We start from the raw sequence: 26,843 nt of genomic DNA, 5'->3' as shown, positions 1-26,843 counted from the left end.
CATGGCGTGTTTCTGCCTGCCACGCGCGGCTTTGCCAAGCCGCTTTCCATCGCGCGCGATCCGGCGTAAGCCCGATCCATGAGCAATGAATCGAGACAGGGCGATCGGATCGCCAAGGTGCTGGCGCGGGCCGGCGTGGCCTCGCGGCGCGAGGCGGAGCGGATGATCGAGGCCGGGCGCGTGAGCGTGAACGGCAAGGTGATCGACAGCCCCGCCCTGAACGTGACGGAGAAGGACCGGATCAAGGTCGACGGCGCGGATCTGGCCGAACCGGAGCAGGCGCGTATCTGGCTCTATCACAAGCCGCTGGGCCTTGTGACGACGAACAAGGACGAAAAGGGGCGCCAGACGGTGTTTGACTCCCTGCCCGAAGGCATGCCGCGGGTGATGAGCGTGGGCCGGCTCGACATCAACTCCGAAGGGCTGCTGCTGCTGACCAATGACGGCGGCATCAAGCGTAAGCTGGAACTGCCCTCCACCGGCTGGCTGCGCAAGTACCGGGTGCGGATCAAGGGCACACCGAAGGACGAGGATTTCGCGCCGCTGCGCAAGGGTGTTTCGGTGGATGGCGAGCGCTTCCAGCCGATGACGGTGACGCTGGACCGGCAACAGGGTGCGAATGCCTGGCTCACCGTTTCCCTGCGCGAAGGCAAGAACCGCGAGATCCGCCGCGCGATGGAGAGCATCGGCCTTGAGGTGAACCGTCTGCTGCGCATCAGCTACGGCCCCTTCCGGCTGGGCGATCTGAAGCCCGGCGAGGTGGAAGAGCTGAAGGGCCGCGTGGTGCGTGACCAGCTGGGCCTTGACGCGACCCCGAAGCCCAAGCCCGTGCGCACCCGCCGCAAGCCGCGTAGCTAAGCGCTTTCCCATGGGGCAGGTTTTGCAGGGGGAACGCCTGCGTTCCTTTCCCCGGTGGTAAGCCGCCCCGAGGCTGCTTATATTGCTCCTGAGTGTGAGGTTTTACCCCGGGAGATGCCATGTCTGCGGACGGATTGCGCAAGATCGCCTTTTTCCTGCTGATCGGGCTGATCGCCTATGTCTCCGCCTCCGGTGGCGCGTGATGGCGCAGAAGTTTGGCGGAAAATACAGCCCCGGCGGCGCGACAGAGCACGCGGCAGAGGCCCCACGCAACCCCTTTGAGGGCAAGCGCCGCAGCCGGGCGGGCGGGCGCACCAACCTGTTGTTCTTCGCGCCGATCCCGCTGGCGATCCGGGCCTTCACCATGGAGCCCGTGGGCATGGCCGCAAATCTCACGGCCTTCGGCATCCTCGTGCTTGCCGCCTGGCTAACACGCGAGGGGATCCTCGCGCAGGAGGCCTATGACGCCCGCAAAGTGGCGCGCAAACCGGCGATTCCGCGCAAGATGTTCGCCTCTGCCCTCACCGGCGCGGGGTTGGCGCTGGCTGGGTTTGCAGGCTCGGGCTCGCTGCTGAACGCGCTGATCTTCGGCGTGCTGGGGGCCGGGCTGCACAGCTTTGCCTTCGGCCTAGATCCGTTGACGGACAAGAACGTGGAGGGCGTCGACCGCCACCAGAGCGACCGTGTGGCCCGCGCCGTGGGAGAGGCCGAGGCCAATCTGAAGCGCATGAGCGCGGCCGTGGCGCGGGTGAACGATCGTGCCCTGACCGCCCGCGTGGAGCGGTTTCAGGCCAGCGCGCGGCGCATGTTCCGCACCGTGGAGGATGATCCGCGCGATTTGACGGCGGCGCGCAAATATCTTGGAATCTACCTGCAGGGCGCCAGCGACGCAGCGGTGAAATTCGCCGATCTCTACACCACTACGCGGAATTCCGCCGCAAAGGGCGAGTTCGAAGCGCTTCTGGACGATCTTGAGGCCAATTTCGACGCCCGCACCGAGGCCCTGTTGCTGGACAACAAGGCCGATCTTGATGTTGAAATTGATGTATTGCGCGAAAGACTTCAGCGCGAAGGGCTGGCGCGCTCGCAATAAGCGCCTGCAAAGCCTGAGAAACGGAACGCCTGTTCTGAACAGAGGGAAGAGACGATGTCGGAAGAAACAAGACTGAAGGCGCAAGCTGTCCTGACGGAGGTTGAAGAGGCCACCGCCGTGGTGCTGCCCGAACCGGCCAGCGATATCGTGCCCCTTGCGCAGGCCGAGGCCCCGGTGGCCGAAGGCATCCGCAGCCGCATGGCCGAGTTGGACATGACGGACACCGGCTCGATCATCAGCTTCGGCTCCGCCGCGCAGGCCGAGCTGCAGGAAATCAGCCAGGCGATGCTGGCCGACGTGAAAAACAAGGACGTTGGCCCGGCAGGCGATTCCTTGCGCGATATCGTCTCCACCATCCGCGGCTTCTCGGTGGAGGAGCTGGATCCGAACCGCAAGCGCAGCTGGTGGGAGCGGCTCACGGGCAAGGCCACGCCGATGGCGAAATTCGTCGCCAAATACGAAGACGTGCAGGATCAGATCGACCGCATCACCGACGAGCTGCTGAAGCACGAGCACACGCTGCTGAAAGACGTGAAATCGCTCGATCTGCTATACGAGAAAACGCTGAACTTCTACGATGAGCTGGCGCTTTACATCGCCGCGGGTGAGGAGAAGCTGAAAGAACTCGACGGCACCGTGATCCCGGCCAAGGAGAAGGCCGTTGAGGCCGCACCGGAGGCCGATCAGGTGATGGTGGCGCAGGAACTGCGCGATCTGCGCGCCGCGCGCGACGATCTGGAGCGCCGGGTGCATGATCTGAAGCTCACGCGGCAGGTCACCATGCAATCGCTGCCCTCCATCCGTCTGGTGCAGGAGAACGACAAATCCCTGATCACCAAGATCAATTCCACGCTCGTGAACACCGTGCCGCTCTGGGAAACCCAGCTCGCACAAGCGGTGACGATCCAGCGCTCCTCCGAAGCCGCCGCCGCCGTGAAGGACGCCAATGATCTGACGAACGAGCTGCTGACGGCCAACGCCAAGAACCTGCGGCAGGCCAACAAGGCCGTGCGCGAGGAGATGGAGCGCGGCGTCTTCGACATCGAAGCCGTGAAGGCGGCCAACGCCGAGCTGATCGCGACGATCAACGAAAGCCTTGCCATTGCCGATGAGGGCAAGGCCAAGCGCGCTGCTGCCGAGAAGGATCTCGTGCAGATGGAGCACGAGCTGCGCGACACGCTGGCCTCCGCCAAGGCCCGCAAGGACGGGATCGGCAGCAATGCCGGTGAGGCCGTGCCGGCGGGCAAGGGCTGATCCCGGGATGAGCGCACACCGCACCCGCCTGCGCCGCGTGCTTTGCATGGCGGCTGCCTGTGTCGGCCTCTTCGGGCTGACCGGCAACGCCATGCAGCCCGGCCAGACGGCGACGCGGTCCAGCTCATCGCTGCCGAAATCGCAGGTGGCCTCGGCCCGTAAGGCAAGCCCCCTGCAGGCGCATTATGCCCGCGTGCAGAATGATTTCGTGCGCGCAGGCTACCTGCGCACCGATCGCGGCAAGAATGTCCGCTATGATCGGCTCGACGTGATCAACAATTTCACCGCCATCGCGCTGGCAACGGAATACGATCAGCGCGGCGGGCGGCTTGGGGGGCGCGGCGGGGCCTCTACCCTGAAACGCTGGGAAGGCCCGGTGCGGGTGAGCGTCGAGTTCGGCGATTCCGTGCCAGCCGCGCAGCGCAAGAAGGACACCCAGAACCTCGGCGCCTATACCAAGCGGCTGGCCGGGGCGACGCGCCATTCGGTGAGCCTGTCCAAGCGCGGCGGCAATTTCCACGTGCTGATCCTGAACGAGGCCGAGCGCGCCGCCTATGGCCCCCGGCTCAAGCAGCTGGTGCCGACGCTCTCGCAGGCCTCGATCCGCCATCTCACCAAGATCCCGCGCAGCCAGCTGTGCCTCGTGATCGCCATCGCCCCCGGCGGCGAGGGCAACCCCTACCGGCAGGCCATCGCCATGATTCCGGCGGAGCTGCCCGATCTGCTGCGGCTCTCCTGCATTCACGAGGAAGTGGCGCAGGGCCTCGGCCTGCCCAACGACAGCCCCAAGGCGCGCCCCTCGCTGTTCAACGACGACAAGGAATTCGCCCTGCTCACCCAGCACGACGAAACCCTGCTGCGCATTCTCTACGATCCGCGCCTCAAGGTGGGCATGAACGCCAAACAGGCGCGCCCCATCGTGGATCGCATCCTCTGGGACATGAAACACAACTGATTTCCGTTAAAGAAGGGCGACCAGCCATGGGCATCTTCGATTTCCTCTCCGGCCAGTTCATCGATGTGATCCACTGGACCGACGACACGCGCGACACCATCGTCTGGCGGTTTGAGCGTCATGGCCACGAGATCAAATACGGCGCCAAGCTCACCGTGCGCGAGGGGCAGGCGGCGGTCTTCGTCCATGAGGGGCAGCTGGCGGATGTGTTCTCGCCCGGGCTCTACATGCTCGAAACCAACAACATGCCGGTGATGACGACCCTGCAGCACTGGGATCACGGCTTCAAATCGCCCTTCAAGAGCGAGATCTACTTCGTCAACACCACCCGCTTCACCGATCTGAAATGGGGCACGAAGAACCCGATCATCATCCGTGACCCGGAATTCGGCCCGGTGCGCCTGCGCGCCTTCGGCACCTATACGATCCGCGTCACCGATCCGGGCCGCTTCATGGTGGAGATCGTTGGCACCGACGGTGAATTCACCAAGGATGAGATCACCTACCAGATCCGCAACATCATCGTGCAGGAAGCCAGCCGGGTGCTCGCCTCCTCCGGCATCCCGGTGCTGGACATGGCCGCCAACACCGCCGATCTGGGCAAGCTCGTGGCCGCGCAGATCTCCGACACGCTCACGGCCTACGGGCTCACCATGCCCGAGCTTTACATCGAGAACATCTCGCTGCCGCCCGCCGTGGAAGCCGCGCTCGACAAGCGCACGTCCATGGGGCTGGCGGGCGATCTGGGGCAGTTTACCCAGTATTCCGCCGCCGAAGCCATGACGGCCGCCGCCGCGAACCCCAATGGCGGGGGAGGCATGGGCGCGGGCCTTGGCATGGGGATGGGCATGGCGATGGCCAACCAGATGGCCCAATCCGGCCCCTGGGGTGCCCGCCCCGCGCAAGCGCCCGCGGCGGCCGCACCGGTCGCCCCGCCGCCCCCGCCGGTGGAGCATGTCTGGCACATCGCCAAGGACGGGCAGACCTCGGGCCCCTTCTCCAAGGCCGATCTCGGGCGCATGGCCGCCGATGGCAGCCTCACCCGCGAAAGCTTCGTCTGGACGCCGGGTCAGGACGGCTGGATGAAAGCCGAGGACGTGGCCGAGCTGGCGCAGCTCTTCACCATCCTGCCGCCGCCCCCGCCGCCGGGGGTGTAAGCCTTGTGCCCACCTGACGTGCCACCGCCCCTGCCCGGCACCGCCATGCCGGGCAGCAAGCACCTGAAAGCACAGGAAGAACGCCCGGAAGTGGAAGATCACCGCTTCCCCTGCCCCTCCTGCGGCTCCGATCTGCGCTACTCGCCCGTTGAAGGCCAGTTGCAATGCGATCATTGCGGCTTCACCGAAGCCATCGAGGGCACGGGCCGCAAATTGGAAGCCATCAAGGAGCTCGATTTCCAGCAAGCCCTGCGCGACATGCTGCCCGAAGCCGAGATCGAGGAAACTCGCGTCATCACCTGCGAAAGCTGCGGCGCGCAGGTGGAATTCTCCGAAGAAACCCACGCCGCCGAATGCCCCTTCTGCGCGAGCCCCGTCGTCACCGACACCGGCGCACACCGCCACATCAAGCCGCGCGGCGTGATCCCCTTCGTGGTGGAAGAACGCGCCGCTCACAAAGCGATGAACGATTGGCTGGGCCGCCTCTGGTTCGCCCCCAACGGCTTGCAGGAATACGCCCGCAAGGGCCGAAAGCTCGAGGGCATCTACGTGCCCTACTGGACCTATGACGCCGACACCAAAAGCCGCTACACCGGCCAGCGCGGCACCTATTACTACGTCACCCGCACAGTGGTGGTGGACGGAAAGACCCAGCAGCGCCAGGAGCGTAAGATCCGCTGGAGCCCGGCGGCGGGCCGCGTGGCGCGCTTCTTCGACGATGTGCTGGTGCTCGCGAGCCGCTCGCTCCCCAAGAGCTATACGGATGCGCTGGAGCCCTGGGACCTCTCGCTGCTGGAGCCCTATCAGGCCGAATACCTGGCCGGGATGCGCGCGGAAGGCTACCAAGTGCAGCTCGATGAAGGTTTCCACGAGGCCCGCGCGCGCATGGATCGCGTGATCGAGCGGGACGTGAAATTCGACATCGGCGGCGATGTGCAGCGCATCCAGTCGCTGGATACGGCGGTCTCCGACATCACCTTCAAGCACATCCTGCTGCCGGTCTGGATGGCGGCCTACAAGTATCGCGGCAAGACCTATCGCTTCGTCGTCAACGGTCAGTCCGGCCGGGTGCAGGGGGAGCGGCCCTACTCCACGTGGAAAATTTTACTCGCGGCAATGTTTGCGCTATCAATCGCGGCGGTCATCGGCTATTTCGCGGCGCAGAATGGCTGACTTCTAGGGGAGAAACGGGATGGTTGTCTGCTGTGGCGAGGCCCTGATCGACATGCTGCCGCGCGAGGCTACGGGCGGCGAAGCGGCCTTCGCGCCCTTTGCGGGCGGCGCGGTGTTCAACACCGCCATCGCCTTGGCGCGGCTGGAACAGGACACCGCCTTCGTCACCGGGCTGTCGACCGACCTTTTCGGCGCGCAGCTGGAAGCGGTGCTCACGGCCAGCGGCGTCGATCACAGCGGCTGCGTGCGCTCGCCCCGCCCCACGACGCTCGCCTTCGTGACGCTCACCGACGGGCAGGCGCGCTACGCGTTCTACGATGAAAACACCGCCGGCCGCATGTTCGCGGTGGAGGAGATGCCGAAAGCGCCTGAAGCTGACCGCGCGCATTTCTTCGGCGGCATCAGCCTTGTCTCCGAGCCCGGCGGCAGTGCTTATGAAACGCTGATGGCGCAGGTCGCCCCAACCGCGCTCACGATGATCGACCCCAACATCCGGCCCGGCTTCATCACCGACGAAGCTGCCTATCGCGCCCGCATCAACCGCATGATCGCCATCGCCGACATCGTGAAATTGTCGGACGAGGATCTGCACTGGCTGGAAGGCGACGGCGAGATTGCACCGCTGGCGCAGGGCCTGCTGGACAAGGGCGCGCAGCTTGTCTGCATCACCGAGGGCGCGAAGGGCGCGCGGGCGTTCTGGGGCAACGAGGAAGCCTTCGTGGCCGCCACGCCCGTGGAGGTCGTCGATACTGTCGGCGCGGGCGATACGTTCAACGCGGGCGTGCTGGCCGGTTTGGCTCAGCGGGGTACACTCGACAAGGGCGCGCTGGCGGGGCTCACGGCTGAGGACGTCGCCCATGCGTTGAGGCTTGGCGTGAAGGCCGCCGCCGTTACCGTGTCGCGCGCCGGGGCCAACCCGCCGCGGCTCTCCGAACTCTCGTGAGGGCGCTGTTGCAGCGCGTCACGCAGGCGCGGGTTGAGGTGGACGGAGAAACCGTCGGCGCATGTGGGCCGGGCCTGCTGATCCTCGTCTGCGCGATGGAGGGCGATACGGCAAAGCAGCCCGCGCGGCTCGCGGCCAAGATCGCCAAGCTGCGCATTTTCACCGATGACGCGGGCAAGATGAACCGCAGCCTGCGCGATATTGGCGGCAGCGCGCTGGTTGTTTCGCAGTTCACCCTTGCCGCCGACACCCGCTCGGGCAATCGCCCCGGCTTCTCGCAGGCCGCCGCGCCTGCTCACGGCAAGGCGCTCTATGAGGCCTTCGCCGAAGCGCTTTCGGGGGAAGGCATCCCGGTGCAAACCGGCATCTTCGGGGCAAACATGCAGGTGCATCTGGTGAATGACGGCCCAGTCACGATCTGGCTGGACGATCAGATCCGCTAGAGCCGGTAGCCGCCGGACACCGTCAGCACCTCGCCTGTGATGAAGCCCGCCGCCTCGCTGGCCAGAAAGCGCACGGCACGGGCGATGTCTTCCGGTGTGCCGATCCGGCCCAGTGCGGTTTCTTTCACGAAGAGCTCGGTCAGCTCGTCGGGGCGCGGTGCTTCGGGGATGTTGATCGCCCCCGGTGCGATGGCATTGACGCGTATGCCCCTTGGCCCCAGCTCCTTGGCCGCGCCCTTTGTCCAAAGGTTGAGCGCCGCCTTGCTCGCGCCATAAAGCGCCGCGCCGCGTGGGGGCAGGTAGGCGTTCACAGAGGAAATATTGACGATGGCCGCGCCGGGCTGAAGGTGCGGCAAGGCTGCCGCGAGCAGCGCGCCTGGGGCCAGCAGGTTGACGGTCAGAACGGCTTGCGCGGCGCTGGGATCATAGGCTTCAAGCGGGCTTGGCTGCACGAGGCCTGCGTTATTGACGATCACATCGATCCGGCCAAAGCGGGTTATGACTGCCTTGATCACCTCTTCCGCACTGCCGGGTTGTGACAGATCAGCCTGCAAAGCCAACGCACCCTCGGGTGGGGCCTTAGGCGTGGTGGTGAGCCAGGTGAAGGCAAGATCGTGATCCTGCGCCAGATCCTGCGCGATGGCCCGCCCGATCCCACGGGCGGCCCCCGTGACAAGAGCGACTTTCCGAGTGTTCGGTTCTGCCATTGTCCGGGCCTCCACCCTTGGTTCGGGGCAAGGCTATGGGCTACCGCCCGCAACCTCAAGGCGCGCTGGGTCGCGGGGCGATTTGCGGAGATTTTCACCAGAGGCCCGGCCGCGACCCGCCAGTCGCCACGGTTCACCGCGCCGCCTTCAGTGACCCTTTCATGCTAAAGTCCCCTCAAGCCTAGCTACAGAAGGTTTTCACATGTCGGGCGCCCGGACGCTGGGGAGGGGGAAGGCCGGGCGCCCGCTGTGTGCCGGTGCCCGAAAGGCGGGGACAGGAGGCACCGGCGAACGAGACGGAAGGCTAGTGGGGCGGCGCGGCCTCCCGGCCTTTGGGGGGCTCCAACTGGCCGAGATCCTTGGAGAAGACGGTGTAACAAGCCTTGCCCTTGTGCTTGGAGGCATAGAGCGCAATGTCGGCATCATGCAGCATCGCCTCGGCCTCCGGGGCCTTGTAGAAATCAGACACCGTGGTGCCGATGCTCCCCGAAATACGGCAGGGCTGGCCTTCGAAGTAAACCGGATCCTCAAGCCGTTCGATGATCCGCCCGGCGATGCGGTTGAGCTGATCCACATCCGTAAGCCCGGCAAAGAGCAGCACGAACTCATCACCACCGACACGGGCGGCAAGATCGTCCTCCCGGGTGGCCTCCACCAGCACTTTGGCGACATGCTGCAGCACCAGATCGCCCGCGGCGTGGCCCAGCGTGTCGTTCACGTCCTTGAAGTAGTCCAGATCCAGATGCATCAGCCCGAAGCCGCGCTCAGAGCTGATGAGGCGGGCCAGCACCACATCCATCGCGCGGCGGTTGCGCAGGCCGGTGAGCGTGTCGGTGAAGGCCTGTTCCTCGGCCGCGATCCGCGCGCCCTGCAGCCGCTGGCTGAGGCGCGACAGCTCAGCCGCCGCGGCCGATTTGGCCTCGATCAGGTAGAGCATTTCCACCGTCAGATCGGTGGGAGCGAAATCGGCATCTGTCAGATCGTAAAGACGCACGGCCTCCACAACGGAGATCCCGAACGAGAGGTTCAGCAGCGCGCCGCCGTCCTGCAAGGGCATGGCGATGCCCTTGAGCGCCGGGGCCTCGCCTTCCGCAAGTTCAATGTGCAGCCGTTCGCTCGCATGGGCCATCAGCCCTTTCAGATCGGTGATGCCGCGCGGGCGGCTCACCGTGAGCACCTCGAAAAAGCTGCGCCCCAGCGGCGCGCCATAGGGCCAGAGGCAATGCAGCGTGGGGCCGAAATGCTGGATGCAGCCCTTTTCGTCCAGCATCACATGCATGGGCATCAGCCGATTCAGGCCTTCGGGCGGGATATTGGCGGGTTGAAACGCGGCCATCATGCAGGCTCCCCGGCGAGCGAAAACCGCCGCCCGGCGGCATGGGTGCTGTTGAGCAGATGCACCGTGATATCGCTTTGCGTGCCGGCATCGTGGCTTTCCTCTAGCACCACCAGCGCGCCGTAATCATCGGCCAGCGCGCGCAGGATGCCGACCGTCACGTGGCCCATGCCTGCCACCGGGCTTTCCACGATCAGGTGAAAGCCACTCTGGCCTTCGCGCTGCAGTTCGAACCGCGGCACCTCAAGTTCCGGCACCGCGAGCTTGACGCGATCCTGCAGATCATCCAGCGAGTAGAGGAAATCCAGAAAGCTCACCCCGCCATAGCGCAGCAGGCGGCGCACCACTTGCGTGCGCTCCGAGGTGATCAGGAAGATCCCCAGATCCTCCAGAATCTCTGCCTCGCTGCGCGAAAGCCTCTGCGCGGCGGCGGCGATCACCCGGCCCGTAAGCGCATCCTCATAGGGCAGCATCGCCTCGAAACTTCCGTCCGGTACCTGCGCTTCCTGCGCGACCGCCTGCCAGAGCGCCGCGCCGTGGCGCTCTTTCAAAAAGATCTCGATCGAGCGGTTGATCAATCCGTGCATCTGGATTTTCCCGAGGTTGTTTTTTCGCACCCTAGGAAACAGGCGTTAAAGAAAGCCTGACGCAGATCATTATTTTGCGCACCGAAGTTTTTCGACGGTCAGAAATCCGTCGGCGCGCCCCCTTCGCGTTTGCGCCGTGCCACGAAATCGGCCAGTTCCTCGCGGATCGCGTCCTCCATCGGCGGCGGCTGGAATTCCGCCATGATCGCCTTGAACATCCGGTGCGCGCGCTCCGCCGTCCAGACGCCGCCCGCCAGATTCCAGCCTTCGAAATTGCGCCAGTCGCTCAAGAAAGGCTGGTAAAAGGCTGTCGTGTAGCGCTCCTGCGTGTGGTCGATCCCGAAGAAATGGCCATCATTGCCAACGGAACGGATCGCCTCCAGCGCGATGTCGTCTTCTCCGGTGGCGAAGGTGGCGGGCTCGAAATAGCGCTGGATCTGCTGCAGGATCTCGCAATCCATAATGAATTTCTCGGGGCTCGCAATCAGCCCGCCCTCAAGCCAGCCGGCGGCGTGGTAGACCATGTTCGTCTGCGATTGCACGGCCGCCCAGAGCGAATTGGACGTCTCCCACATCGCCTGCCCGTCCGGCACATTGGCCGCGCAAACGCCGGAGGAGCGCAGGGGCAACCCGTAGTAGCGCGCCATCTGGCCCGTCATCTGGGTGGCGCGCATGTATTCGGGCGTGCCGAAGGCGGGGGCGCCGGATTTCATGTCCACGTTGGAGGTGAACGTGCCCAGCACGCAAGGCGCGCCGGGGCGGATATATTGCGCCAGCGCGATCACACAGAGCGCTTCGGCGATGGACTGCGCCACGGCCCCGGCCATTGTCACCGGTGCCATGGCACCGGCCAGCGTGAAGGGCGTGACCACCGTCGCCTGCCCGCGCCGCACGCAGCGCATGTAGCCATCGAGCATCGGCTCATCGTGCTTGAGGGGCGAGGTGGAATTGATGTTGGTGTACATGCGCGGTGTGGCTTCGAATTCCTCTTGCGTAAGCCCGCCCGCGATGCGCACCATCTCCATCACGTCTTCCACCCGCTCCTTGCCGAGGCTGTAGGCATGGGCGACTTTGTCGGTCAGGGTGAGCTTGTCATAGAGCACGTCGAGGTGGCGCACCGAGGCGTGCACGTCCACCGGTTCCACCGGGTAGCCGCCGGCGACGTGGATGCAGTTGAAATACTGCGTGAGCTTGAGCAGGTTTTGGCAATCCTCGCGGGTGCCGGGGATCTTGCCCTTTTCCAGATCCCAGTAGTTGGGCGGCGAGGAGACATTGACGAAGACCATGCTCTTGCCGCCGATATGGATCTCCCGCGCGGGGTTGCGCGGCGTGATGGTGAAATCGGCCGGGGCCTTGGCGACCATCTCCATCACCCAATCGCGCCCCATACGCACGTTCTGCCCGTCGATGGTGCAGCCTGCATCTTTCAGAACGGCCAGCGCCTCGGCGTTGAGAAATTCGATACCGATTTCCTCAAGGATCCGCATGGCGCAGTCATGGATGGCCTCGATGCCCTCCTCGTTGAGCGGCTCTGTGGGCGCATCGGTGTTGACCGGGACGCGCCAGGGCATCTGCTCGATCGTGGCCGTGGTGCTGCGCCGCGCGTTGCCGGCACGGCCGCCGTGGCGGCGGCGTTTGGTGGCGTGTTCAGCCATGGGCATTCCCTCCGTCTGAGGGAAATCCTGCGCGCAAAGCCCAAAGGTGGAGCGCCAGAATGCGACATTTCCTGTCGCCCGTCTTCCATCCTGCCGCAAGGCGGCTGGGGATGGGCTACCCGGCGGCCTCTGCCAGTTCCAGTTCCGGGGCCTGCCCGCGCAGCCAGCCGGGCAGATGGCTGATGTCGGGCAAAACCGCGTTGGCCAGCGGCACCAGTTCCTCGGGCCCGGCAAGGCCGGTGAGCACGCCCACGGTGGCCATGCCCGCCGCGCGGCCGGCCAGAAGATCGTGGCGGCTGTCACCCACCATCACCACCTGATCGGGCGCAAGCCCCGTGGCGCGGGCGAAGGCCAGCAGCATGCCCGGATCGGGCTTGGCCCCGTGGCCGCTGTCAAAGCCTGCGATGAAATCGAAGGCCGGAAGGATGCCGGTGGCTTCGAGATGCGCACGCGCGGGCGCTTCAGCGTCATTGGTGGCAACGCCCAGCCTAAAGCCCGCCTTGCGCAGTTCAGACAGCAGCTCGGCCAAAGGCGCGGCCTCCACCATGGGGGCTTCGGCGGCGGCGCGGTTCATCTGCTCGATCAGCGCAGCCGCCCCCTGCCCCGGCAGATGCGGCAACATCGCATCGGCGATCTCCCCCGGTGTGCCCGCGATCACGGGGCTGCCGGGTTTGAAGATCCGCAACTCGGTGTCATAGCCGATGGCGTTGCCAAGCCTTGCGGCCAGCGCTGGCTCGCCGCCCGAAAGCGCCTGCAGGAAATCATGCGCCCAGGCGCTCCAGGTGGCGTGGAAATCAAAAAGGGTTCCGTCCTTATCGAAAAGGACTGCGCGAATTTCTTTCATGTTTCCTCCCTCAATCGCAATATTCTGTCGCCAAGCACCCCCGCGATCAACCATGCAAGCGATTGCACGCTTGTTGACAGGGGCAGAAATTTAGTTAACGCTGTCAATTATGTTGAAGAAGACGGCATATGACCTGCACGCCGCCCTGGGCTATCAGCTCTCGCTGAGCGCGCGGGTGATCGAGAAGCGGTTCGAGGACGGGCTGAAGGATCTTGGCCTCACGCGCCTGCATTGGTGTATCCTGCTGGCCTGCGAAGGGGAAGGGTTACAGAACCCCTCCGAGATCGCCGCCTATGTGAGCGTGGACCGCACCGCCATCTCCCGCGCGTTGCGGCAGATGGAGGCCGCAGGGCTGATCGCGCGCTCCACCGGGCAGGACGACAAACGGATGACGCTGGTGGCGGCCACGCCGCGTGGCGCCGACCTGCTGCTGGAGGCCAATGCCCACGCCCGCGCCAACAGCGCGCATTTCCTTGCCAAGCTGGGCGAGGGCGAGAAAGCGCAGCTTCTGGGCCTGCTCGATGCGCTGCGCGAAGGGGAAGAGACCCGCCTCTCCAAGCTCTGATCCGCGTGATCCCGCCCATACCCGCTAGCCGAAAGCCCGCCAGATGCGCAAGCTCCGCTCCTACCGCTCCCGCCCGATGCACCTTGGCCCTTACCCGCTGGAGGCCCTGCCGCGTGTGGCCAGCCTGCCCGAGGCCGTGCTGGCAGCCCTGCCCCCCCAGCAGGGGGTGAGCTTCCGCCGGCCCGAAGATCCGCTCTCCATCGTCAACGCGATGCAGGAGTATCAGGCGATGCTGGACGCCACGCGCGAGGGGCTCGTGAAGGCCGAGCGTGCCAAGATCCCTTCCGAGCTGCAAGAGCGCGCCAACCATCTGAAAGCCTTCGGCTATTACTGCGACGCTTCCATGGTGGGCGTGGCCCGGATCGGCGATGCCGACTGGCTTGCCACCCCCACGCGCAACCCGGATGTCGCGCGTCTGGCGCAGACGCTGGAAACAAAACAGGTCAAGACGCTGGCCGCCGGGATCGACGTGATCATGGCCGGGCTGAGGGAGTCCCTCAAAGCGCCCAAGGGCGATTGCCGCCACCACACCCACGCGCTGGTGTTCCTCTATGACGCCCCGCGCCCGCCGCGCGCCGATGAAGCTGGCAGCGACTGGATCCACGAGGCCGAGGCCCAGCGCGGCACCCTGCGCGCGATGGAAACAGCCGTCACGCTGGCGAGCTACATCCGCTCGCTGGGCTGGGATGCTCGCGCCCATTCTGAGGCCGAGAGCGATGTGCACCTGCGCCGCCTCGCCGTGAACGCGGGCCTTGCCGAAGGCGCGCAGGCGGACAACCCCTTCCTTGGCTCGCGCTACCAGCTTGCCGTGGTGACAACCACGCTGGATCTTGCCCCCGATCAGCCGCTAGCACCCGGGGCCAAGCCGCCCGCCAGTTACCGCAGCGGGCTCGGCACCCACGCGAAATCCGCCCGCAACCGCGATCCTTTCTCTAAGCGCGATTTCGCCGCCGGGCCGCACCCGTTCGAAACCCTGAAGCGCGTGGAGGAGCCGACAACCTATATCGACGCTGAAAATGTGGCCCGCGTGCCGAAACGCGCCAACATGTTCGCGCGCGGCCTCTTTGGCGATCTGGGCAAACAGGTGCAGGAGGCTGCAAAGAACGGCAACTACGTGCGCAAGTCGGCCTCTGCCTTTGCCTTCCGCCCCAGCCTTGGGGCCTTCACCGTGCTGCAGGACGGCGAGGCCGCGCCCGACGTGCACCCCTCCACCGAAGATCCCGCGCGCAACGCTGCCAGCATCAAGGCTGCGCTCTATTATCTGGGGGTGGATGCCGTCGGCCTCTCTGCCTGCCCGGATTGGGCCTATTACTCCCACGACGCCAGCGGCCAGCCGATCGCGCCCTACCACCGCAACGCGATTTCCATGATCATCGATCAGGGGCACGAAACGATGGAAGGCGCGAGCGGCGATGACTGGATCGCCTGCGCTCAGTCCATGCGCGCTTATTTGAGGTTTTCGCTGCTCGGCGGCGTGCTCGCCGCCCATATCCGCAAGCTCGGCTATACCGCGCGCGTGCATTCGGTGATGGACGATGAAGTCCTTCACCCGCCGCTGCTGCTGCTCGCCGGGCTGGGCGAGGTCTCCCGCATCGGCGAGGTGATCCTGAACCCCTTCCTCGGCCCGCGCCTGAAAAGCGGCGTGGTGACGACGAACATGCCGATGGCGCACGACAAGCCGATCGATTTCGGCCTGCAGCGCTTCTGCGAGGCCTGCAACAAATGCGCCCGCGAATGCCCCTCAGGCGCGATCACGGCGGGGCCGAAGCTGATGTTCAACGGCTATGAAATCTGGAAATCCGACAGCCAGAAATGCACCACCTACCGCGTGAGCCAGAAGAACGGTGCCATGTGTGGCCGCTGCATGAAAACCTGCCCGTGGAACCTTGAAGGCCTTTTCGCCGAGGCCCCCTTCCGCTGGCTCGCCAGCCACGCGCCGGGGCTCGCCAAGCCGCTGGCCAAACTGGATGACGCGCTCGGCAAGGGGGAGATCAACCAGGCAAAGAAATGGTGGTGGGATCTGGAGATGGTGGACGATGGGGCCTATCGCCCTTCCGCGCACCCCGTAAACGCCCGCGCCTTGCAGAAGGATCTGAAGCTGCGGTTTGAGGATCAGACGCTGGCCGTCTACCCCGCTCCGCTGGCCCCGCCGCCCTACCCCTGGCCCTTCCCGATGGACCGCGAGGCCGGGATTGCCGCCTATAAGGCCATGCTCACCGCCGATCAGCACAAGGCCGCCCGCGCTGCCGGCACGCCGCCGGAACATGTCTATACGGCCGGCAACGCGGAAGCGCCGGTGCTCTCGCTCGTTGTGAGCAAGGTGGAGCAGATGGCGCAGGGCGTCACGAAATACGAGTTCCGCCACCCCGACGGCGCGGACTTGCCGCCCTTCACGGCAGGGGCGCATGTGGATGTCGTCGTCGCGCCGGAGTTCTTCCGGCAGTATTCGCTCTCGGGCGATCCGGCGGACCGCTCTTGCTACCAGATCGCCGTGCTGCGCGAGGCGCGAGGCCGGGGCGGCTCAAAGCTCCTACACCGCATCTTTGCACCGGGGCGGCGGGTGTTCGTTTCCCACCCGATCAACCACTTCCCGCTGCAGGAAGAGGCCAGTTTCAGCTTTCTCATGGGCGGCGGCATCGGCATCACGCCGATGATCGCCATGGCCCATCGGCTGCACGCGCTTGGGCGGCCCTTCGCGCTGCATTACAGCGTGGCCAGCCGCGACAGCGCGGGCTTTCTGGCCGATCTGGCCACCGTGCCCTGGGCCGACAAAGTGCATCTCCATATCTCGGCGGAAGGCACCCGCGCCGATCTCGCACAGATCCTGACGCATCGCGCGGGCGCGCATGTCTATACCTGTGGGCCGGACGCCTATATGGCCGCCGTGATGGAGGCGGCAGAGGCCGCTGGCTTCCCCGAGGAGGCCCGCCATCAGGAATTTTTCGCCGTGCCGGACTTGCCCCAGTACGAAAACCACCCCTTCCGCCTGAAGCTGCGCCAGAGCGGGCGCGAGATTGCCGTGTCCGCGCAGGAAAGCGCGGCGGATGCGCTGATCGCAGCCGGGGTACATGTGGATCTGAAGTGTTCCGACGGGCTCTGCGGTGTCTGCGCCTGCGGGCTTACGGGCGGCGCGGTGGAGCACCGCGACTTCGTGCTGTCAAAGGCAGAGCGGGAAAACCGTATCATCCTCTGCCAATCCCGCGCGGCAGAGCCCGGCGGTGTGCTGGAGCTGGACCTCTGAGTTAAGTCCAATGCACCTGCCCGCCGCCGGGCAGCGCGGCGCGGGCTTGCATCAGCGCCTCATTCGGCAGGTTGCAGTCAGCGCAGAAGCCGATCACCCAGGCGTCGTCCATCAGCAGGAAATCCAGCACCGAGGCGAGGAACTCGGGCTCCGCCGCCCGCGCGCGGACATCCGTAAGCGACGCACCGCTGGCCCCGAGGAAGACGGGCAGAAGATCGTCATTTGATGCCAGCCAGCCGAGGGCCTGCAGGGCCAGAACTTGAGCGTTGTCAGGAGTCATGTTTCAGCCTAGGGTTGTATGCAATTTCTTAACCATTGCACGTGACACTTCAGGAAAGCCTGATAGCGCGTATTTTGAACGGTGGATATATGGCGTCGCGGATACTTCTGATCGATCTGGCCGGTGGCCCTTTGCACGCCCTGCGCGGCGTGCTTGCAGCGGGCAATCACAATGTGGTGGAACTGCCCGCGCGCTGGCGCATCGCGGAATGCGGCAAGGACAGCGGGGCCGATATCGTCGTGGCACGCGTCGCTGCAGGCACCGATCTGCGCAAAATCCTTGTCGGGGCAAAGCCCACCGGCGCCGGGCAGCCCTCGCTTTCCCCTCGCGCCTCGGAAGCGCCACCCGCACCGCAAGCCACCCCCTCTACACTTCCGCAGGGCAGCGGCCAGATGCCCGCCGTACTGCTTGTCGGCCCCTCCGATGCGGCACGGCGCGGCAAGGCGCTCGATATGGGCGCGGAAGACTGGATCGCGGAGGATGCCTCGCCGGGCTACCTACTGGACAGGATCAACAACATCAGCCGCCGCCGGGCGGGGCTCACCGTGCCACCGCCGCTGCAGGCCGGGCTGCGCGAGCCCGAGCGTGCCTTTGCGGGCAAGGCAGTGTTCTGGATCTCTCCCGGCCCCGCCGGGGCCACGCACGACATGATCACTCGCCTCGCGGCCCATGCCGGGGCACTTTCCACCGCCCATGCGCCTGCGGAGCGCAGCCTTGCCATCGTGATGGACGGGCCGGGGTGGCGGGTGCCGGCCAGCGCCGCTTTCGTTTTCGTCACGCGCCAGCCTTTTGGCGAGGCCGCGCGCTTTGCCCTGCGCTGCGGCGCGCTGGATGTGATCGACGGGGCCTGCGGCGAGCAGGAAGTGCTCCTACGCCTGCGCCGCGCCTGGGAACGTCACCGTCTGACAGGGGCCTCCACCGGGCCACAGGTTATGCCCGGCGGAACGGCCCCGCCGGATGCGCCCTGGCTCTCGGTGTCCGGCGTCTGATCGCAACCCGCTTGTCGCATGGCCTGTCGGTTGTTGGGAGGCTGGTGGGATGACGCCGAGGCGTTCTTGGTGGGTGGCGTGTTGGCCTACTCTTTGGCGCAGGGCGCGAGGGGCGGCAGGAACGGCCCGCCCATTGTATTTCTCCGCTGCTGCGGGAGGTCTATCGGGTGCACGGATCGAAGACAGCTGGCAAAATGAACCAGCTAAACCGCGCTGGAAAAACGAACCGGGTAAAGCTTTAGCGCGCAGAGTTTCTGTGCGCCAGAAATCAAGGGGCAATGCGCCGGGCAGCCTCCGTGCCCGTTCGCTCTTTCTAAAAGCGTTTCGGGTCTCACCTGACACATCGTGCATCGTCCTTCGCGTTTGATCCATGAGAGAGGCCGAGAAGACGCGACATTTGCCCAATCCGAAATGCTGCAGGCTCTTTCGCGGCCCATGCCCTGCCATCCCCCCCATCGCTCCCGCGCGCCAGCCCGCGCCGGGCTGCAGGCGGGTCAAAGCGAGCCTTAACGGCCCGCCAGAACACGGGTGGCGTTCGCAAAAAGGGCCGATGGGTCAGTCGCGCGGCGGTTTGCCTGGGCCGCGGCGGCTTTGCTCCTGCAAGCGGTCGGCAAAGGCGAGGCGCTCCTCAGGGCTCATCTCGTTGAGCTGCATCAGGAAGACCTCCCGTCCGATCGCCAATTGCGCGTCGCGGCGGGATTCGGTTTCCTGCAGGATCGCATCCACCCGCGCCACGTCGAAGGGCTCGGCCCGCAGGGCCTCCTGCAGGGCGCGGCTGATGGCGCGCAGATCCACCCGCGCGTCTTTGCCATCCTTGCCAATCCGGTTGCCCAGAGCCTCGCGCAGGGCTTTCTGCCGCGCCTCGGGCAGCGCGCGCACCATGGCGTTCGCGCCAATGTCCTTCACCCGCGGCGGCCCCTTGCGCGGACCGTCCGGCGAGAGCACCGCGCCCAGCGCCAAGGCAACCACCAGCGCGTTCAGGCTGAGCGAGAGCCCAAGCAGCAGCTTCACCCGGCGCGGCAGGCCCGGTTTTTCGGGGCCACCCGCATCGGGGCCGGGCTTGGGGGATTGTGTTTCATTCGTCATCCGTCACTCCAGCGCCGATGCCAGCTCGTAGCTGGGCAGGTAATCCGACACATAGGCCGTATCATTGAGCCAGGACACCCCGTCGGCAAGGGGGGCCGGGGCGCTGAAACCGATCCAGAAACCCGCGGCCGAGGCCGTCAGCACGCCGGCCATGGCGGGCCAGCCGCCGATGGTGGCCACCAGCCCGGCCCAGAGCCCGCGCGGCGCGGGGCGGGCCTGTGCAGCCACCAAAGCCTCGCGCGCCAGCGCTTCGGCATCGGCCTCGGCGGCGATTTTCATCAAAAGGTCGTTGGACGGCTGCGCGGCATGCGCGCGACCGGCGCTGAAGAACAGCTCCAGCTCATCGTCCATTTCGCTGCGGTCAGTCATCTTCGTACCCCAATGCTTCACGTTGTGCGGCCAGCGCCTCGGCCAGCGCGCGCTTTCCCCGTGCCGTCAGGCTTTCCACGGCCTCGACACTGATCTCCAGAACCTCGGCAATCTCCGGGTTCGCAAGCCCTTCCAAATGGCGCAGAACCACCGCCTGCCGCTGCCGTTCGGGCAATCTGGCCAGCGCGGCGTTCAAGGCGTGCGCGCGGGCGGCCTGTTGCAGGCGTTCCTCGGCACCGGGGGCCTCGTCCTGCGGCTCCTCGGCCTCGTCCAGCGACCCGGCCCGGCGCTTGCGCAGCCGGTCGGTGCACAGGTTGGCCACCACGCGGTAGAGCCAGGTGGAGACTTTTGCCTCCCCCTGCCGCCACTCCGGCGCGATCCGCCAGAGCCGCAACATCGCCTCCTGCGCCACGTCCTCGGCCTCCGCCGGATCCGACAGCACGCGGGCGGCATAGCCCAGAACACGCGGAGTCAGCCGCACCGTCAAGGCCCGCGCGGCGGCGCGGTCCCCGTTGGCGTAGAGGACGAGAAGGGCCTCGTCGCTGACCTCGCTCATGGCATCAAACGGCATATCCATTCCCGTTTTGCGTAGCGCGTTCAAACGCCCGGAGCAATCCGCCCGGGCAATGCGGCGGGGGCAGCACGCCGCCCCCGCCAGCACGCGTGGCGTTTATTCGCCGCGCTTGCCGTCCTTGCCTTTGCCATCGCGGCCCTTGCCATCGCGGCGTTCGGCCATCTTTTCCTTGGCGGCCTCGAATTCCTCGGCCGAGATGGCACCATCGCCATCGGTGTCGAAGCGTTCGATCATCCGTGCGGCCCGGTCGCCGCCTTCGCGATCGCCCTTGCCGCCGCGGCCAGCTTCAAGCTCTTCGGCCGAGAGCACACCGTCACCGTTGGTGTCGAGCCGCTCGATCATCTTCGCGGCGCGGTCGGCGTGGCGGGCCTCCATCTTGGCGCTCAGCTCTTCGGCAGAGATCGTGCCGTTGCCGTCGGCATCCATCTCGGTGAAGCGCGCAGCTTTCGCGGCGGCGAGGTCTTCTGCGGTGATCTTGCCGTCACCGTTGACGTCGAGCTGCTCGAAGGTCATCTCCTGGCCACGGTGGCCGCCCTTGCCTGGCTTGGCCTCTGCCGTGGTCGCGGCCCCGAATGCGGTGGCCAGAACGGCCAGTGCGGTTGCGCCGGCGATCAGTTGGGAGCGTTTCATCCTGTAGTCCTTCCTTTTCGGTTTCTCTGGAAGCGCGGCCTGTGTCTGCCGCGTTCACAAGGTCAAACGGAGGGGCTTCAGGTTTCCGTCGGCGGGGGGCGATTTTTTTCGTCTGATCACGGCCTCGTGATTAGCGCGCACAGTCTTGCGACACCTCGACGCAAGGTCACTTCACCGGGTTCCCGTGCGCGCGCAAAGCCCTATGTTGCAGGGCTCAACGCAAACCACAGGGCGCGCCTCATGACCGACATCGCCACCCATCCGGGGCACCAGGAAGAAGATCGCCCCGTGCGCCCCGCCATGCTGCGCGGTTGGCGCCGCCGCTGCCCCAACTGCGGCGCGGGCGAGATGTTTTCGGGCTATCTGAAGGTCCGCGACAGCTGCCCTGTCTGCGGGGAAGAACTGCACCACCAGCGCGCCGACGATGGCCCCGCCTACCTGACGATCCTCGTCGTCGGCCACCTGATGGCCCCGGTGATCCATGTCACCTACACGGAGCTGCGCCCGGACCCGCTAACTATGGCGGCCTTCCTTTCGGTTGGCTGCGTGGCGCTTTCGCTGTATCTCTTGCCGCGCATCAAGGGGGCGTTCATTGCCTTGCAATGGGCCAAGCGCCTGCACGGCTTCGGGCATAAGTAGCCCACGCGCCCCACTGGCGGACGAGGTTTCAAAGGGGCCTTCCATGGACAAGACAGCGATCCGCGACGCCGCGACGGTGATCCTTTTGCGCGATGCGGGCAGCGCCCCCAAGGTGCTCATGGGCCAGCGCGGGGCCGGGGCTGTCTTCATGCCCAACAAATATGTCTTTCCCGGTGGCGCGGTGGATGCGGGCGACGCCGATGTGGCGCTCGCCAGCCCGCCGCCTGCGCCTTGCGCCGCACGCCTCGCACAGGAATCTGACGCCGCACTCGTGCCGGCGCTCTACGTGGCCGCCGTGCGGGAGTTGTGGGAGGAAACCGGGCTGATCCTCGGCGCGCCCGGCACATGGCCTGATGAGGTGCCGGACGATTGGCACAGTTACGCCGCCACAGGCCACCTGCCCTCGCCCGAGGGCCTGCGCTTCTTCTTCCGCGCGATCACCCCGCCGGGCCGCCCCCGCCGGTTCGATGCGCGTTTCTTCGTGGCCCATGTGGAGGCGCTGCAAAGCGATCCGGACGATTTCTCCCGCGCCTCCGATGAGCTTTCGCATCTGCACTGGGTGCCGCTGTCCGAAGCCCGCAGCTACGATCTGCCCTTCATCACCGAGGTGGTTTTGGCCGAGCTTTCCCGCGCGCTGCGCACGGGCGAGATGCCCGAAGAGGTGCCCTTCTTCCGCAACGACGACGAGGAATCGCTCTTCCTGCGGCTCGCCGGGGCCTCGCCTCTTACTTGAAGAGGATCAGCAGCAGGATGCTGGCCGTCAGCAGGAGCATCGCGACGATCTCCCGCCGGGTGGTGCTTTCGCGGAACACGAAAACGGTGGCGAGGAAGCTGAACAGCAGTTCGATCTGCCCCAACGCCTTCACATAGGCGGCGTTTTGCAGGGTGAAGGCCGTGAACCAGCCGAGCGAGCCCAGCATGGACGTCACCCCCACAAGCGCAGCCACGCGCCAGCTTGCCAGCACGCGGGTGATCTCGCCGGGTTCGCGCCAGCGCAGCCAGAGCGCCATGCCAATCGTTTGGGCCGCCGTCACGCAGGAGAGCGTGAAGGCCGAGCGCAGGAAGAAATCCAGATCCCCCAGCGAAAGCGACGCGCCCCGGTAGCCCACGGCGGAGCAGGCAAAGAGCACGCCAGAGAGCACGCCCAGCCCGGTGGCGCGGTTCAGGTAGCGTTTCCAGCCCCCCTGCCCGCCCGCCTTGGGCGGATCGGCCAGCAGGACAACGGCCACAAAGCCCAGCAGCATCGCACAAAGCGCGCCAAGCGAGATGCCCTCGCCCAGCACCACGAAGCCCAGCAAGGCGGTTTGCAGCACTTCGGTTTTCTTGAAGGTGATCCCCACCGCAAAATTACGCTCGGCAAAGAGCGCGACGACGCACATCGTCGCGAGCACCTGCGCCAGCCCTCCGGTGAGCGCGAAGATCCAGAAGCGCGCGCCGGGATCGGGCAGCGCCTGCCTCGTGGCGCCCACATAGGCCGCCACCAGAAGCGCGACCAGCGGCGCGGAATAGAGGAAGCGCGAAAACGTCGCCCCGCCGGTGGAGAGCTTGCCGCCCTTCAGATGCTTTTGCAGCATGAAGCGCAGGTTCTGCGCCAGAGCAGCGCCGATGGTGATGGGGATCCAGAGTTCCATACCCAGCGCCTACCCCATGGGCCGGAAATGTCGAGCCTTTATTCGCCGGGATGCGCGATCAGCGGATGGATCACCGGATCCTTACGGCGAAAGGCGTAGCGGCGCAGCACCTCGGTGTAGCTATTGTAGCGGTAGCCATCGTTGACCCGCAGGTAATGGGCGCGGTGTTTGCGGTAGAGGCCGGGAAGGCGATACCACGCCACGCGCGGGTGCATGTGGTGCACCACGTGCAGGTTGTTGTTGAGGAAGAGAAAGGCCAGCGGGCCGCGATCTTCGATGATCACTGTGCGGGCGCGGGCGCGCTCATGCGCCTGATGCTCCAGAAAGGTGCGGATCTTCAGGATCGACATCCCACCATAGGCCGCCAGCGCGTAGGCCCAAAGCGGCAGAGCCGAGAAGGAAACCGCCCAAAGCACGAGCGCGACGGAGAGCGCGTGCAGCCCCCAGGCGCGTGCAATCCCCGGCGCGCCTGCCCGGAAGGCGCGCACCTCGGTGATCAGGAAACAGGCCTGCCCTAGCGCCGGGCCGATCAGCATCCGCCCGAAGAGCGTGTTGTTGAAGGTATAAAGCCCGCGCCGGATCGCGCAGAGCCGGCCCCAGCTTTCCGGCGCGAGGTAGTAGGATTCCGGATCGTCGTATGGGTCCGTCAGCGCCGCATCGCGGTGGTGGGCGAGATGGGTGTCGCGAAAGCGCGCGTAGGGGATGAAAAGCCCCAGCGCCGGGAAGACGAGCGCGGCATTGGCGGTTGCGTTGCGGAAGGGGTGGCCGTGAAGCGCCTCATGTTGCAGCGAGGAATGCAGCGCGATGGCGAGCGCTGCCAAAAGCCCTGCCGCCAAGGGGCTGAGGTCCGCCAGGCAGAAAATGGCCAACGCCCATGCCCCATAGCAGCCCGCCAGTGTGGCCAGCGTGATCCATTCCACGCCGCCTTTTCCGCCTCGCTCACGCATCCGCCCGCCCCCAGCGCACCCGCGCCCAGAGCCGCTCGTAAATCGCGTAAAGCGCGAAGCCGAGGGCTGCATTGGCCAGCGCGATCTTGCCGCCGAGCGCGGCGGAGCCTGTCAGCACCAGCCCGATGATCACGGTGCAGAGGATGCCCGTCACCTGCCACAGAAGAGCTTTCACGAAGGTGCGTCCGGTGCTGTCCATGCCTGCCTCACGGGTTTTTTGTTGTTTCTTTTTTCTAGCCAGAGCCCGTACCGGGAGGTATCTGGTGGATGCACAAGGTTTTCCCAACATTGGTGAGAAAACACAGCGATGATGACAAAAACCGACAAGCGGGATCGCGCCCTGCTCTTCCGCGAAAGGCTCGCGCAGGCCATGCAGGAGCGCGGCAGCAACCGTAGCGCGCTGTCCCGCGCGGTGGGGGTGGACCGCTCCACGATCTCACAGATCCTCACCTCGCAGACGGCCCGTCTGCCCAACGCCCAGCTGGCGGCGGAATGCGCGGCCCATCTCGGGGTTTCGGCGGATTGGCTCCTTGGCCTGACGAACCGCCCCGAACTTGCGGCGGACCTGATGGCCAATGCGCTCACCATGACGGAAGCACCGCGCGCGCTGGTGGATGACGAGATCTTCGCCTGGCATCAGGAGGCGGCGGGCTACAAGATCCGCCACGTCCCCGCGACGCTGCCCGACATGTTGAAAACCCGCGACATGCTGCGCTGGGAATACCTGCCGCAGCTGGGGCGCACCACGGATCAGGCCATCGGCGCGATGGAGGACCGCCTGCGCTGGATGCGCAGCGCGCGTTCGGATTACGAGATCGCCCTGCCCCGCCACGAGATCGAGGCCTTCGCGCGCGGCGAGGGCTATTACGCCGATCTGGGCCGCGATCTGCGCGCCGCCCAACTGCGCCACCTGATCGCGCTCTATGATCAGCTTTATCCGACGCTGCGGATCGTGCTGTTTGATGCGCGCAGGCTCTATTCCGCGCCGGTCACGGTGTTCGGCCCGCTGCTGGCGGTGATCTATCTGGGGCGCAACTACATCGCCTTCCGCGACACCGAACGGGTGCAGGCCATCACGCGCCACTTCGACTGGCTGGTGCGCGAGGCTGCGGTGGATTCCCGCGATATTCCGGGATTTCTGGAGGGGCTTGAGGCGGCGCTTTAGCCGACATGCAATCAGCCGGCATCGCCGGCCAGCCCCCGACACTCTCACTGGGAAGGGGCTGGCCTCAGAGCTTTAACCTAAACATGCGCAGGCAGCGGCTCGGCCCAGCGCAGCAGCTCCTCCGCGCGCGCCATCAGGGCCGGATCAGCCGAGGCGCTGGCCTCCACTTTCGGCGAAAGCGTCTGCTCGCAGAGCGTCACCTTCAGGATCTGACGGGGCCGCGTAGCGCAACGGCGGATCTGCTCCAGCTTGAAGCCTTTGCTCGAACTGCAGACAAGCGCGTCCTCCCGGCAATGGCCCTGCACGCGCTGATAGAGCGTGCGCTTGAGCGTCAGACGGTCGGGCACGCAATCCTGAATCCAGCTCGCCTGCCCCACGGCGGCCGAGATCGCCCCCACGACAGAGACGCGCCCGCCCGGATGGGCGGCGCTCAAGGCTTCCAGCAGGGCTTCGGATCGCGCAGGGTCGGGATCAAATAGAACCACCTCCCAACCCGAGGCAAGGAAGCGGCTGGCCCAGAGGCGCCCGGCGGCGCCGCAGCCCAGAACGGAGGCGGTATGAAGCTTCTCGTGGCGCATCAATACGGCATGGGATGGGCGCGATGCGCGCTGTCGATCTCCTGCAAAACCTCGTCACTCAATACAACATCACTTGCGCCCAGCGCCACGTCCAGCTGCGCCAGCGAGGTGGCGCCGAAGATCGGGATCGTCTTGAAGGGGCGCGTCAGGCACCAGGCAATCGCCATCTGCGACGGATCCAGCCCGTGCTTGCGCGCAATCGCCAGATAGGCCTCCACGGCGGGCCAGACTCGCGGCCCCACGCGCCCGCCCAGATCGCCGTTCAGCGCCAGGCGTGAGCCTTCGGGCACGGTTTTGCCGCCGTCGTATTTGCCGGTCAGCAGGCCGGTGGCCAGCGGTGAAAAGGCCAGCAGCGTGACATCTTCATTCACGCTCATCTCGGCCAGATCGCTGTCGAACTGGCGGCACAGAAGGGAGTATTCGTTCTGGATCGTCTCCATCCGCGGCGCGCCCAGTGCCTCGGCCTGCATGAGCCATTGCGTCGTGCCCCAGGCGCTTTCGTTGGAGAGCCCGAAGTGGCGCACCTTGCCCGCTTTCTGCAGCGCGCTCATCGCCTCCAGCACATCGACCATATTGGCGATGGTGGCGGCGCGATCCTGTTTGGACGGGTCATAATTCCAGATCTGGCGGAAGTGGAAAGAGCCCCGGTTCGGCCAGTGCAGCTGGTAAAGATCGATCACATCCGTCTGCAGCCGCTTGAGCGACGCATCCACGCAGGCATGCATCGTGGCGCCGCTGATCGGCTCGCCGGGGCGCACGAAACGCTCGTTCAGCCCGGCGTGTTTGGTGGCGATCACCACCTCGTCGCGCCGCCCGGAGCGGGCCACCCACTCCCCGATATAGGTTTCGGTGCGCCCCACCGTCTCGGCCTTCACCGGGTTCACCGGGTACATCTCGGCCGTGTCGATGAAGTTCACCCCGCGCTCAAGCGCCATGTCGATCTGCCCGCAGGCCTCATCGAGCGTGTTTTGGGTGCCCCATGTCATGGAGCCCAAACAGAGTTCACTTACCAGCAGGTCTGTCCGACCGAGGGTTACCTTGCGCATATCGCCGCCTTTTTTGGAAATCAGGAGGGAGGCTAACCACCAGAGCGCGAATCGCAAGCCCAGAGTTTGGGCAGGATGTGAAGATTGAGAACATAACA

The 26,843-nt window shown here is 65.9% G+C and carries 29 protein-coding genes; 14 read left to right on the top strand and 15 right to left on the bottom strand.

Annotated features, from left to right (window positions below):
* Positions 1 to 78 precede the first annotated feature (78 nt).
* The 8 genes from KVX96_RS05825 (at position 79) to dtd (ending at position 7,876) form a co-directional block, all read left to right on the top strand.
* The gene (locus tag KVX96_RS05825) at positions 79 to 858 is read left to right on the top strand and encodes a pseudouridine synthase (protein ID WP_261193372.1); all 780 of its coding nucleotides are present in this window, start codon (positions 79 to 81) and stop codon (positions 856 to 858) included.
* 202 nt (positions 859 to 1,060) lie between these two features.
* Complete coding sequence (locus tag KVX96_RS05820) at positions 1,061 to 1,951, top strand: 5-bromo-4-chloroindolyl phosphate hydrolysis family protein (RefSeq protein WP_261193371.1); 891 nt, start codon at positions 1,061 to 1,063, stop codon at positions 1,949 to 1,951.
* A 54-nt stretch (positions 1,952 to 2,005) separates the two neighbouring features.
* On the top strand, positions 2,006 to 3,205 hold the full coding sequence (locus KVX96_RS05815) for a toxic anion resistance protein (RefSeq protein ID WP_261193370.1): 1,200 nt from the start codon (positions 2,006 to 2,008) through the stop codon (positions 3,203 to 3,205).
* A 7-nt stretch (positions 3,206 to 3,212) separates the two neighbouring features.
* On the top strand, positions 3,213 to 4,160 hold the full coding sequence (locus KVX96_RS05810; RefSeq protein WP_261193369.1) for a DUF2927 domain-containing protein: 948 nt from the start codon (positions 3,213 to 3,215) through the stop codon (positions 4,158 to 4,160).
* A 26-nt stretch (positions 4,161 to 4,186) separates the two neighbouring features.
* Positions 4,187 to 5,317, top strand: a complete 1,131-nt coding sequence (locus KVX96_RS05805; RefSeq protein ID WP_261193368.1) for an SPFH domain-containing protein — start codon at positions 4,187 to 4,189, stop codon at positions 5,315 to 5,317.
* 45 nt (positions 5,318 to 5,362) lie between these two features.
* Complete coding sequence (locus tag KVX96_RS05800; protein ID WP_261195389.1) at positions 5,363 to 6,490, top strand: TFIIB-type zinc finger domain-containing protein; 1,128 nt, start codon at positions 5,363 to 5,365, stop codon at positions 6,488 to 6,490.
* A gap of 19 nt (positions 6,491 to 6,509) precedes the next feature.
* Positions 6,510 to 7,433, top strand: coding sequence for a carbohydrate kinase family protein (locus KVX96_RS05795; RefSeq protein ID WP_261193367.1), 924 nt, complete (start codon positions 6,510 to 6,512; stop codon positions 7,431 to 7,433).
* Positions 7,430 to 7,876: a D-aminoacyl-tRNA deacylase gene (gene dtd, locus KVX96_RS05790; protein WP_261193366.1), complete on the top strand. Its 447-nt coding sequence runs from the start codon at positions 7,430 to 7,432 to the stop codon at positions 7,874 to 7,876. The genes KVX96_RS05795 and dtd overlap by 4 nt, the downstream gene beginning before the upstream one ends.
* On the opposite strand, the gene KVX96_RS05785 is transcribed toward dtd, so the two are convergent.
* The 5 genes from KVX96_RS05785 to KVX96_RS05765 all read right to left on the bottom strand — a co-directional run bounded on the left by KVX96_RS05785 (position 7,873) and on the right by KVX96_RS05765 (position 13,005).
* On the bottom strand, positions 7,873 to 8,583 hold the full coding sequence (locus tag KVX96_RS05785) for an SDR family NAD(P)-dependent oxidoreductase (RefSeq protein WP_261193365.1): 711 nt from the start codon (positions 8,581 to 8,583) through the stop codon (positions 7,873 to 7,875). The two genes, dtd and KVX96_RS05785, sit on opposite strands and share 4 nt — an antisense overlap.
* A gap of 304 nt (positions 8,584 to 8,887) precedes the next feature.
* The gene (locus KVX96_RS05780) at positions 8,888 to 9,919 is read right to left on the bottom strand and encodes a GGDEF domain-containing protein (RefSeq protein ID WP_314733092.1); all 1,032 of its coding nucleotides are present in this window, start codon (positions 9,917 to 9,919) and stop codon (positions 8,888 to 8,890) included.
* Positions 9,919 to 10,506: a heme NO-binding domain-containing protein gene (locus KVX96_RS05775; RefSeq protein WP_261193363.1), complete on the bottom strand. Its 588-nt coding sequence runs from the start codon at positions 10,504 to 10,506 to the stop codon at positions 9,919 to 9,921. The genes KVX96_RS05780 and KVX96_RS05775 overlap by 1 nt, the downstream gene beginning before the upstream one ends.
* A 98-nt stretch (positions 10,507 to 10,604) precedes the next feature.
* A complete protein-coding gene (locus KVX96_RS05770) occupies positions 10,605 to 12,161 on the bottom strand; it encodes a trimethylamine methyltransferase family protein (protein WP_261193362.1) in 1,557 nt (518 codons plus the stop codon).
* Between the two features lie 115 nt (positions 12,162 to 12,276).
* The gene (locus KVX96_RS05765; RefSeq protein ID WP_261193361.1) at positions 12,277 to 13,005 is read right to left on the bottom strand and encodes an HAD family hydrolase; all 729 of its coding nucleotides are present in this window, start codon (positions 13,003 to 13,005) and stop codon (positions 12,277 to 12,279) included.
* 109 nt (positions 13,006 to 13,114) lie between these two features.
* Between KVX96_RS05765 and KVX96_RS05760 the strand changes: the two genes are divergently transcribed.
* Positions 13,115 to 13,570, top strand: a complete 456-nt coding sequence (locus KVX96_RS05760; protein ID WP_261193360.1) for a MarR family winged helix-turn-helix transcriptional regulator — start codon at positions 13,115 to 13,117, stop codon at positions 13,568 to 13,570.
* 43 nt (positions 13,571 to 13,613) lie between these two features.
* Positions 13,614 to 16,811 carry a reductive dehalogenase gene (locus KVX96_RS05755; RefSeq protein WP_261193359.1) on the top strand — a complete coding sequence of 1,066 codons (3,198 nt, stop codon included), beginning with the start codon at positions 13,614 to 13,616 and terminating at the stop codon, positions 16,809 to 16,811.
* 1 nt (position 16,812) lies between these two features.
* Here KVX96_RS05755 and KVX96_RS05750 read toward each other — a convergent pair whose 3' ends face one another.
* Positions 16,813 to 17,091: a DUF3572 domain-containing protein gene (locus KVX96_RS05750; protein ID WP_261193358.1), complete on the bottom strand. Its 279-nt coding sequence runs from the start codon at positions 17,089 to 17,091 to the stop codon at positions 16,813 to 16,815.
* A gap of 89 nt (positions 17,092 to 17,180) precedes the next feature.
* Here KVX96_RS05750 and KVX96_RS05745 point away from each other — a divergent pair, with 89 nt between their 5' ends.
* Entirely contained in the window at positions 17,181 to 18,080 is a 900-nt protein-coding gene (locus KVX96_RS05745) for a hypothetical protein (RefSeq protein ID WP_261193356.1), read from the top strand.
* A 555-nt stretch (positions 18,081 to 18,635) separates the two neighbouring features.
* On the opposite strand, the gene KVX96_RS05740 is transcribed toward KVX96_RS05745, so the two are convergent.
* From KVX96_RS05740 to KVX96_RS05725, 4 genes are all read right to left on the bottom strand, one after another.
* Positions 18,636 to 19,166, bottom strand: a complete 531-nt coding sequence (locus KVX96_RS05740; protein ID WP_261193355.1) for a periplasmic heavy metal sensor — start codon at positions 19,164 to 19,166, stop codon at positions 18,636 to 18,638.
* A gap of 3 nt (positions 19,167 to 19,169) precedes the next feature.
* Entirely contained in the window at positions 19,170 to 19,535 is a 366-nt protein-coding gene (locus KVX96_RS05735; protein WP_261193354.1) for a hypothetical protein, read from the bottom strand.
* The gene (locus KVX96_RS05730; protein ID WP_261193353.1) at positions 19,528 to 20,112 is read right to left on the bottom strand and encodes an RNA polymerase sigma factor; all 585 of its coding nucleotides are present in this window, start codon (positions 20,110 to 20,112) and stop codon (positions 19,528 to 19,530) included. The genes KVX96_RS05735 and KVX96_RS05730 overlap by 8 nt, the downstream gene beginning before the upstream one ends.
* Positions 20,113 to 20,205: 93 nt before the next feature.
* A complete protein-coding gene (locus KVX96_RS05725) occupies positions 20,206 to 20,739 on the bottom strand; it encodes an EF-hand domain-containing protein (RefSeq protein ID WP_261193352.1) in 534 nt (177 codons plus the stop codon).
* Positions 20,740 to 20,979: 240 nt separating this feature from the next.
* On the opposite strand from KVX96_RS05725, the gene KVX96_RS05720 reads away from it, so the two are divergent.
* Entirely contained in the window at positions 20,980 to 21,378 is a 399-nt protein-coding gene (locus KVX96_RS05720; RefSeq protein ID WP_261193351.1) for a DUF983 domain-containing protein, read from the top strand.
* Between the two features lie 43 nt (positions 21,379 to 21,421).
* Positions 21,422 to 22,111 (top strand): NUDIX hydrolase, encoded by a 690-nt coding sequence (locus tag KVX96_RS05715; protein ID WP_261193350.1) that lies wholly within the window; start codon positions 21,422 to 21,424, stop codon positions 22,109 to 22,111.
* Here the strand turns inward: KVX96_RS05715 and KVX96_RS05710 are convergent.
* From KVX96_RS05710 to KVX96_RS05700, 3 genes are read right to left on the bottom strand one after another with little or no spacing between them, the layout of a single operon-like run.
* Positions 22,104 to 23,009: an EamA/RhaT family transporter gene (locus KVX96_RS05710; protein ID WP_261193349.1), complete on the bottom strand. Its 906-nt coding sequence runs from the start codon at positions 23,007 to 23,009 to the stop codon at positions 22,104 to 22,106. The genes KVX96_RS05715 and KVX96_RS05710 overlap by 8 nt on opposite strands.
* A 38-nt stretch (positions 23,010 to 23,047) precedes the next feature.
* A complete protein-coding gene (locus KVX96_RS05705; protein ID WP_261193348.1) occupies positions 23,048 to 23,956 on the bottom strand; it encodes a fatty acid desaturase in 909 nt (302 codons plus the stop codon).
* Positions 23,949 to 24,155: a DUF2061 domain-containing protein gene (locus KVX96_RS05700; RefSeq protein ID WP_261193347.1), complete on the bottom strand. Its 207-nt coding sequence runs from the start codon at positions 24,153 to 24,155 to the stop codon at positions 23,949 to 23,951. Before KVX96_RS05700 ends, KVX96_RS05705 begins: the two co-directional genes overlap by 8 nt.
* A 108-nt stretch (positions 24,156 to 24,263) precedes the next feature.
* On the opposite strand from KVX96_RS05700, the gene KVX96_RS05695 reads away from it, so the two are divergent.
* Complete coding sequence (locus tag KVX96_RS05695; protein WP_261193346.1) at positions 24,264 to 25,121, top strand: helix-turn-helix domain-containing protein; 858 nt, start codon at positions 24,264 to 24,266, stop codon at positions 25,119 to 25,121.
* 77 nt (positions 25,122 to 25,198) lie between these two features.
* Here the strand turns inward: KVX96_RS05695 and KVX96_RS05690 are convergent, their stop codons facing one another.
* A complete protein-coding gene (locus tag KVX96_RS05690) occupies positions 25,199 to 25,699 on the bottom strand; it encodes a 3-hydroxyacyl-CoA dehydrogenase NAD-binding domain-containing protein (protein ID WP_261193345.1) in 501 nt (166 codons plus the stop codon).
* Positions 25,699 to 26,745 (bottom strand): aldo/keto reductase, encoded by a 1,047-nt coding sequence (locus KVX96_RS05685; RefSeq protein WP_261193343.1) that lies wholly within the window; start codon positions 26,743 to 26,745, stop codon positions 25,699 to 25,701. The genes KVX96_RS05690 and KVX96_RS05685 overlap by 1 nt, the downstream gene beginning before the upstream one ends.
* Between the last annotated feature and the right edge of the window lie 98 nt (positions 26,746 to 26,843).

The sequence above is a fragment of the Pseudoruegeria sp. SHC-113 genome (genome assembly GCF_025376885.1).
In the GTDB taxonomy this organism is placed as follows: Bacteria; Pseudomonadota; Alphaproteobacteria; order Rhodobacterales; family Rhodobacteraceae; genus Pseudoruegeria.
Note: the sequence above shows the minus strand (reverse complement) of the source record. Positions and strands in the feature narration are given on the sequence as shown.